Source organism: Polaribacter sp. (assembly GCF_965656025.1).
Taxonomy (GTDB): Bacteria; Bacteroidota; Bacteroidia; order Flavobacteriales; family Flavobacteriaceae; genus Polaribacter.
This window is the reverse complement of record NZ_CBFHJT010000015.1, coordinates 18,660-21,556: the sequence shown is the minus strand read 5'-3', so window position 1 is coordinate 21,556 and position 2,897 is coordinate 18,660. Positions and strand designations below refer to the sequence as shown.

2 protein-coding genes are annotated in these 2,897 nt (G+C 27.8%); both read right to left on the bottom strand.

Features of this window, described 5'->3' with window-relative positions; genetic code table 11:
- Positions 1 to 8: 8 nt before the first annotated feature.
- A complete protein-coding gene (locus ACTG3S_RS04430; RefSeq protein ID WP_439128165.1) occupies positions 9 to 1,889 on the bottom strand; it encodes a hypothetical protein in 1,881 nt (626 codons plus the stop codon).
- 59 nt (positions 1,890 to 1,948) lie between these two features.
- On the bottom strand, positions 1,949 to 2,896 hold the full coding sequence (locus ACTG3S_RS04425; RefSeq protein ID WP_439128164.1) for a polyprenyl synthetase family protein: 948 nt from the start codon (positions 2,894 to 2,896) through the stop codon (positions 1,949 to 1,951).
- Position 2,897 lies beyond the last annotated feature (1 nt).

Genomic DNA, 2,897 nt, shown 5'->3' with positions numbered 1-2,897 from the left:
TCAACTTATTACTTTATACAATTTTCGCAATAAGTTTCTTTTAAATACTTATTTTTTAATAGTTGAAAAGTAACCCCTTTATTTAAGGAGGAATTAAAAAGTCTGCAAAAACGCTCTTTATTCATTTCTACCGCGTTTAACATAATAGTTCTATAGTTTTGAGTAGACACTGCATAATCATCTATCAACGTTAAATTTAGGTAATAGAATAATAAATCTTCATCTATGGTAATGGTTTTTACTTTATCATCTAAAAGGTCAGTAGCTTCATCCATGTTTGCATAATAGGTTAAAAATTGTGCCAAACTTAAATAATCATAATTAGAAAGTTTAAAATTTTCATAAGTATCAATAATAAAATCTACAGATTCGTCTTTAGCATCATACTTTCTAGCACGCATGTTTTTTTCTGCTTTTACAATATGAAAGTTTACCAACATTCTATCGATTAAGTTTTGTGAAATTCCATATTTTTTAAGTTGAAGTATTTCTTTCTTAAAATCGTTTTCATTGATTTTCTCCCAATTATTCCTCCAAATAATAAATTTTACAACTACTAAATTGTATTTTAAATTTTTGTTTTTAGGATCTAATTTTTCAAGCTTTTTCAACTCGTCAAAAGCAATTTTGGCATAACTAATATTTAAAAGATATTTAAAAATGCTATTTTTGTTTAAAACAGTCATATATTTTAACTGCTTTGGTACATTTAGTTTTGTAAGTAAATCTGGCGAACGTTCTGTTTTTAATTTGTCGAAAATAGAATTTTGAACTACCAAGGCCTCTTTTATATCATCTTTTAAGATAAGCGTATTAAAAGTGTTTACTAATTGCTGACTAGACATGTTTTTATACTTATCTTTTTTCTCTAGATCTAAAGTAATTACTGCCTTTCTATGATTTTGTAAGTATTTTTCTAGATCTTTAGAAACAGCACCTACAATTTTTTGTTTAATCCTATTTTTAGGTAATTTTTTTAAACCCTTGTATTTTGTATTTGAAATATCATTTAAAAACTCTACCCAGTTTTCTGAGGTAGAAATTTGGGTTACAATATTGGGTTTCTGAAAAGTTTGTATAGATTTTACAATGCTACTTGCACGCTTTTCTTGCAATTCTAAATTTCTTTGTAAACTGCCTTCTATAGAAGAGTATGCTTTTATATTTATTTTTTTGATATTAAAATCTGTCAATTGTAAACTATCATACAAAGGCTTAATATCTTCTTTAGAGTATTCGGATTTGTTTTTCTCAAAAGGAATCACAAATTTTAGTGTTTTGTATTTAGTAATAAACTTATCTGAAATATTTATTTTTTTGTCCTTGTAGGTTAAAGAATCTAAGTAAACCCCCATATCTAACAAATCCCAAGGATAAGATTCTAAATTATAAATGGTTTGATATCTACAAAGTCTTTTATTATTTAAAAAAAGAATATTAAATTCTAACTCTTCTTTGTTTAGGTTTGCAGGTACTGAACCAACATAGGTTCTAAAACTGTTAGTGCCTCTATATTTTTTAAAACCTCTGAGTAATTTTTGTGCGAAAACGGGTTTTAGAACAGTTCCTTTTATTTGAGATTTTTCTACTACCTTATCACATGCGTATAAAGATTTAGATACAACATCTATAGCAATACCATCTCCAGATTTCTTAAAAACATTAGAGAACCATTTTTTATCATTGGTGCTAAAAAATAGTTTATTGCCTTCTCTAACAATACTAAAACGAACTTCTTTTGGCTTTTGGCGAAAAGCATTGGCAAAATAATTACAATTTTGATCTTGTTCGGTTTTTGTTGTTGGTATTATAAAACCTAATTTTTGTTGAGATTGTGTTTTATTAGCAAATAATAAAACAGCTAATAGAATAAAAAGATAGTTTTTCATAGTTGATTTCTTTGTAGCAATAAAATCAAAAATAGGAAAACTTAAAGAGATGAAAAAAATTAAATTTTTCTTTCTACCACATAATCTATCATGGTAACTAAAGATTTTTTGTAGGTTGTTTCAGGAAAGTCATTTAATATTGCCAAAGCTTTATTTCTGTAATCGTTCATTTTAGCAACTGTATATTCTATACCACCATTTTCTTTTACAAAAGCAATTACTTCTTTCACTCTTTTTTTATTTTTATTGTGCTTTTTTATAGAATTGATTAACCAAGCTTTTTCTTTTTTAGAACAGGTATTTAAAGTATGTATTAAGGGCAATGTCATTTTTTGCTCTTTAATATCAATCCCTGTTGGTTTTCCAATTTTGGCTTCAGAATAATCAAACAAATCGTCTTTTATTTGAAAAGCAATACCAATATACTCGCCAAATTTTCTCATTTGCTGCACACAATCGTTATTGGCTCCTACAGATGCAGCACCAATACCACAACAAGCGGCTATTAAAGTGGCTGTTTTTTTTCTAATGATATCAAAATAAACGGCTTCAGTAATATCTAATTTTCTGGCTTTTTCTATTTGCAACAACTCGCCTTCACTCATTTCTCTAACAGCAATAGAGATTAGTTTTAAAAGGTCAAAATCTTCATTATCTATAGACAACAACAAGCCTTTAGACAGCATAAAATCTCCTACCAAAACGGCAATTTTATTTTTCCAAAGAGCATTTATAGAGAAAAAACCTCTACGTCTATTACTATCATCAACCACATCATCATGTACTAACGTGGCTGTATGTATTAATTCTACAACAGAAGCGCCTCTGTAAGTACGCTCATCAAAACCACCATTAGAAACCATTTTTGCCACTAAAAAAACAAACATAGGGCGCATTTGTTTTCCTTTACGTCTTACAATATAATAGGTAATTCTGTTTAAAAGTGGTACTTTAGAAAGCATCGAATCTTTGAACTTTTCCTCAAAAAGTTCCATTTCTGTAAGGATA